The organism is Pseudomonas sp. 30_B (genome assembly GCF_017491605.1).
GTDB lineage: Bacteria > Pseudomonadota > Gammaproteobacteria > Pseudomonadales > Pseudomonadaceae > Pseudomonas.
Genome location: NZ_JAFGYY010000504.1, coordinates 1 through 244 on the forward strand (window position 1 = coordinate 1; position 244 = coordinate 244).

The following is a 244-nucleotide window of genomic DNA, read 5'->3' on the forward strand; positions in this document are numbered from 1 at the left end:
CGGATGCCGCCACCTCTCCGTTCCGCAACGAGAAGAACTCCAACTACGAAGGCGCCTTCCGGGTGCCGGCGATGATCCGCTGGCCGGGACATATCGAAGCGGGCCAGGTGTCCAACGAGATGTTCTCCGGCCTGGACTGGTTCCCGACCCTGCTGGCGGCCGTCGGCGATACCGACATCAAGGATCGCCTGCTCAAGGGCACTGATGTCGGCGGCAAGAACTTCAAGGTGCACCTGGACGGCTA

At 63.5% G+C, this 244-nt stretch carries 1 protein-coding gene; it reads left to right on the forward strand.

What is annotated here, in order from left to right:
- Positions 1-244: sulfatase-like hydrolase/transferase (locus tag J5M67_RS29255; protein ID WP_207888761.1), on the forward strand; the 244-nt coding region annotated here is incomplete at both ends.